Raw genomic sequence first — 4,607 nt, 5'->3', positions numbered from 1 at the left:
CTGGGGCACCACCTGTTTCCCGAAGCTTCTCGATGTAGATATCAACGAGTTCCTGAATCGATTGCGTGAGGACTATGAAACCACAGTAGTCCCCGGCCGCTTCTTCGATCAACCCGACCACTTCCGCATCGGCATGGGCGTAAACCACGAAATGTTCGCGGGGGGACTGGACCGAATCGGACGGGCGCTGGGGAACGCTTGATTCGACCCGCGTCAGTAGGAGTGAAAGGCTAAGCGGGTTTTTTCTTGGCTGGAGTGCTTGGAGGCTTCGGCTGTTGGTTTGCGGGCATTTTGGTAGCTGGTTGCGCCGGAGGGGTTGGCTTTAAGCTTCGACCCTCGGATTTTGTAGCTACGCCGTCGATATCTGTAACCGTTTTGTCGACCAACGTGATTCTCTTGTCCGCATAGTAGTAGAGTTGCTTGCCGGAGGACAAGGCAACGATTTTTAAAGGTTGGCCGAAAGTGGCGATCACTTGATCCTGGGTTTGCCCGGGAGTGATCGTGCGTGGCGGAACAGGTTCGGTAGGTGGCTTTTGTTGGTTAGTCGCGTTCGTATTCTCAGGCGGCTTGACGTCGAACACTTCGCTGACCATTTTCTCGATTTGGTCGGTGTTTACTTCTCCATCTTTTGGCAGGGGGAACGAAAGCCTGCCTTTATACCAGAGATTTGACCAGTCCTGCGTTAACAGGGTGAAAACTACGGCACGGTTAGTAACTGAGATGTCTGTTACCCTCACTTTTTCGCCGGTGATAAAGGTGCGTGTTTCGCCCCCAATAATGTTGGTGGGACTGGCCCCTGAGAAACGCGAAAAAAAGAGGCGCCCTCCGAGCGCATTTTGCGCGATTCGGCCGTCTTTGTAGGTATTCTGGTTGGAATCATAGTTCCCCACCGGGGTCATCACGAGGTTGTTCTTCTTCAAAACGAACTCGGACCCGGCAGTTTCGATACCGTCTAGCTTCTCGGTAGCCTTGGTGAGAGTGTATAGACCTAGCAGCTTCGAGCGAATACCGGCTATAGCGTCCGCATTCAGGGTCGGATTGGTTGGGGGTTCCGGTTCATTGGCTAACTTGTAGTTAGAGTCAACTCGGTGTTCCCCTGAAGTAGTGGCGCCGCGAGACGGAGCGGGAACGGGCGGCGTACTTTCGGCGACTATGGGCTCCTGTTGAGCCGTAATTTCGCTCCCGCTCGGACTTACTCTCGTAGCTCGCGCGGTCGACGCCGGCGGAGAACTGCTGACGACGGTCCCCCTTCGAGCAGCGGGTTCGTTGTGGGGGTTCGTTGCGGGCGGCGCGGCAGGGATATGCTCTGGAGCCGGGATGGCTGCGGGGGGGTGTTGCGATGCGACGACCGCAGGCTTGTTCAAGGGTTCCTGGCGAGGCCACAAAATTAGGATGGCGCCGGTCGCCAATACCGCGGAGGTTGCGAGAGCGAAACCAACCACCTTGATCGGCCTGTCGCGCGCCGGTTGATCCAGCTCGGCAGCTCTTACCCGAAGCAGGGCCCGAACTACAGTTACCTGATGCCGCCGTTCCGGAGTAACTAGATAGTTCTTCTCAAAGAGCCCAGCTTCGAGAGGTTCTAGTATCCCGGCGGCGTAATCCGAGACCAGCGAGCGCTCGACTTCTTCATAGAGCGCGAAGTAAACGTCGTCGCCCGCAAATCGATCCTCGACCTCATCCGCCTCCGGCGCGGAGAGCTGCCCCAGCAGGTACCGGCTTAGGATCTCGCGGTCGGCGGCAGGAACGTTAACGGGCATAACTTACTCCCGCTCCAGGACACGCGGGAGCATCTCCTTCAGCCATTTGACCACGCGAGGAACGGCCTGTTTTCCTACCTCGACGTTCAAGGGCACAAACGCTTTGGCGAGTTCTTTCATTAAACGCGAGTCGTCCTGCCGCGCCTTAACTTCCGTCACTTTACGCTTTCGCGCGATCTCGGCCCATGAGAGACCATCGACGTAGCGCTCTATCAATTGGTTCCGCGATGCCGCGGGCAGACGCCGGATGGCTCGCTCCGCGGACAGAAGCGCTGCGTCATGGTTCTGGTCAACCGCGGCAGGATAACGCTCCGGGACTAGCTCCTCAACGCTCGACACTTCACTCGCGTTGCCGATCGCCCCGCGATGTTCGAGCACCAGGCGGCGCGCAGTTCCGGCCACGAATCCCATGCGGATTGCAAACGACTCATGATGAACTGCCCGGACGCCGGCGCAGTAGGCTAACTCGGGAGCGGCTTGAGCGGTCAGTTCCAGAAGCGCATTTTGCTCATGCTTCAGTAGCTCGTAAGCTACGGGAATGGGCAGCCGCTTCTCCTCGCGGCAAGTTAGATCCTGGATGACTGTGATCACGCGGTCGTCATCATGGTCCCGGAGCCAGGCGCGAAGTTGCCCGGGCGGCCGAATGTCCGGGTGCACGACGACGATCGAGAAAGGTTCGGCTCGGAGCAGGTGTAGCGCAGTCGGGTCGACACCAAGCGACCGAAAGAATTCCGCTGAGCATCGCACGGCACGGACCTCTATTTCCATCGGTTGGCCGAGTTTGCGTTCCATGAGGATAAAGACGTTGTTCCGGCAGTCGGTCAGGTCTTCCGGCTCCCATGGACCCAGACTTCGCAGTTGCCGAATAACGATCGCGGTGAGCTTGTTCCAGGTCCTGGTCTGGATGTCTTCCACCGGGACGTCGGGCTGCGTTTCGCCGATCCAGGCAAAGAACAGCGGGAACGCGTCTATGTGAGCGCGTGCGCTATCGCGTCCCATGGCCCTCGTTTGCCTCGGTCATCAAGATAAAAACTGTCGGATGGTAACACGGCTTTAGCCCGCGCGCGCTTCTGACCCGGAAATAAAATTATCATTTCTTGTCACATTCAGCTCCCGGCCAGCCATGTCGCGTGTGGAGAGTAACATGAGGAACCTGACCCGAGCAAAGGCCATGCGAGCGGCGATCTTACTCGCCGGACTAAGCATCGTGCCTTGCTACGCGCAAATCGATCCGCTGCTGAGCGGCAAGCAGGACCTCGCACGGCAGGATTGGGCGGCCGCAAGCGACTGGTTTGCTGGCTATCTCCTCGACCACCCGGACTCGATCGAAGCGACTCTCCTGGCGGGGAATGCGGCTCTGGGGTTGCAGCAGTACGAGGAAGCTCGGGGTTTCTACTTGCGTGTTCTTGCTCTCGGACCGGAGACGTGGTCGGCGCACGCGAACCTGGCCGTTGTGGACGCCGCGACGGAGCGGTGGTCTGAGTTCGACGAAGAGCGGCGCATCGTTCGAATCGCGCGGGATCGCAATGCGCCTGGGTTGTCGCCGAAGGGTGACGTCATCGACGTGTTGTGGGTTGGGGGCGAACGCTACACGGTCCGGGACTATTACGAACTTGACGGGCGTTTTCATACGCGTTACAACGTCCTGCACTTTTCACCTGACCGCAAGCTGGATTTTAGGATCGCGTGCGAGTCCGACGACATCGATCAGCGGGTGTTTGCCGAAAAGCATCCCACCGAGGCGGCAGCCGGACAGCGGAGCTTCTCCTTAGATTCGTACGCGACGAATTCACAGGGTTCGGTCACACAGAGTTTGATTAAGTTCTACTGGGACGGCGAGCCGACGTATGAGACCGCGCGGGCGGATGTGATTGCCGTGCTGGAGGGGAGATTAAAGGGGAAGATGTCTGTGGTTCTGAAGGGTCATGAGTGAGGGACGGTTATGAAGCTCAGGAGGGTCAGGCGAACGGGGGTGGTCTCGGTTTCGCCGTGGTTGCCGGCCCCAATCCAGGGCGAACCGGAGCCGGGTATCAGAGTGGCGCCGCCACGCCGCTGTGATGGGTTCCATCGAGGTCGAGGAGTCGAATACCAAGAAAAGAATGACGGTTTCGGCGCGATTTTACGCATGGAGTATTAGGAGGTATTGAAACCAGGGAGGATGCGTTGTATAGTGGGCGGACTCCGTTTAAATTTCCGTATGATGCGATTGACTACATTCTCTAGTGTCCTGCTCGTCCTTGGATGCCTGTCCAGTCCCGTTCAGGCCCAGGATTCGAAAGCTACGATCCAGCAGAAGTTGCTGGCGAAGTACGCGCTCACCAAAACGACGGCAAAGCTGGACGACATTGTGACTGCCGGTTCAGTTTTGGTCCTGAAGAAAGACAATTTAGTAATGGTTCCAGTGACGGATCGCGACCTGAACCAGAACACGTACAAGAATGGGCGTATTACTCACAACGCATTGAGCGGTTTCAGCCCGTTTAAGTCTTATGTACCGGGCGCTTCCAAGGTAGTTGGCGGCGATACGCGAACGTTCGTCAGCGGCGAGAAGATCTGGGTAACCGGCATTGCCGCGACCGACAAGGGAATTGCCTTCAGCCTGTTCACCGACGCCTACTCCGATGTCCGCTACAAAGCCTCGCTCTTATTTCCGCTTCCGAAGGATGGAGCGGTGTCCGCCGATCAGGTGGAGAAGACGGTTGCGGAAGTATTCGATATCCAACCGTCCGACGACGCGAAGGCGAAGGAGCAGCCGGTACAACAGTCGCAACAACAGCAACCACAGGCCCCCGCGCCGCAACCCGCGCCCGTTGCCCCAGCGGTAGAGGCTCCGCCGGCGCCGATCGCGCC

General features: G+C 58.1%; 4 protein-coding genes and 1 pseudogene. 3 read left to right on the top strand and 2 right to left on the bottom strand.

Annotated elements, in window-relative coordinates; translation table 11 throughout:
• Positions 1-202, top strand: a pseudogene (locus H1Y01_RS13940) (aminotransferase class I/II-fold pyridoxal phosphate-dependent enzyme); the annotation flags it as partial.
• Between the two features lie 28 nt (positions 203-230).
• Here H1Y01_RS13940 and H1Y01_RS13935 read toward each other — a convergent pair.
• On the bottom strand, positions 231-1,757 hold the full coding sequence (locus H1Y01_RS13935) for a hypothetical protein (protein ID WP_180541119.1): 1,527 nt from the start codon (positions 1,755-1,757) through the stop codon (positions 231-233).
• A gap of 3 nt (positions 1,758-1,760) precedes the next feature.
• Complete coding sequence (locus H1Y01_RS13930; RefSeq protein ID WP_180541118.1) at positions 1,761-2,756, bottom strand: sigma-70 family RNA polymerase sigma factor; 996 nt, start codon at positions 2,754-2,756, stop codon at positions 1,761-1,763.
• A gap of 145 nt (positions 2,757-2,901) precedes the next feature.
• Here H1Y01_RS13930 and H1Y01_RS13925 point away from each other — a divergent pair, with 145 nt between their 5' ends.
• Together H1Y01_RS13925 and H1Y01_RS13920 are read left to right on the top strand one after the other, a co-directional pair.
• On the top strand, positions 2,902-3,690 hold the full coding sequence (locus H1Y01_RS13925; protein ID WP_180541117.1) for a hypothetical protein: 789 nt from the start codon (positions 2,902-2,904) through the stop codon (positions 3,688-3,690).
• Positions 3,691-3,957: 267 nt separating this feature from the next.
• Positions 3,958-4,607: hypothetical protein (locus tag H1Y01_RS13920; protein WP_219341542.1), on the top strand; the 650-nt coding region annotated here is incomplete at its 3' end.

The organism is Nevskia soli (assembly GCF_903970205.1).
Classification (GTDB): Bacteria; Acidobacteriota; Terriglobia; order Bryobacterales; family Bryobacteraceae; genus Bog-113.
Note: the sequence above shows the minus strand (reverse complement) of the source record. Positions and strands in the feature narration are given on the sequence as shown.

Excerpts from the sequence above, each read along its gene's own strand:
- H1Y01_RS13935 (WP_180541119.1), bottom strand. The coding sequence starts at position 1,757 with ATGCCCGTTAACGTTCCTGCCGCCGACCGCGAGATCCTAAGCCGGTAC.
- H1Y01_RS13930 (WP_180541118.1), bottom strand. The coding sequence starts at position 2,756 with ATGGGACGCGATAGCGCACGCGCTCACATAGACGCGTTCCCGCTGTTC.
- H1Y01_RS13925 (WP_180541117.1), top strand. The coding sequence starts at position 2,902 with ATGAGGAACCTGACCCGAGCAAAGGCCATGCGAGCGGCGATCTTACTC.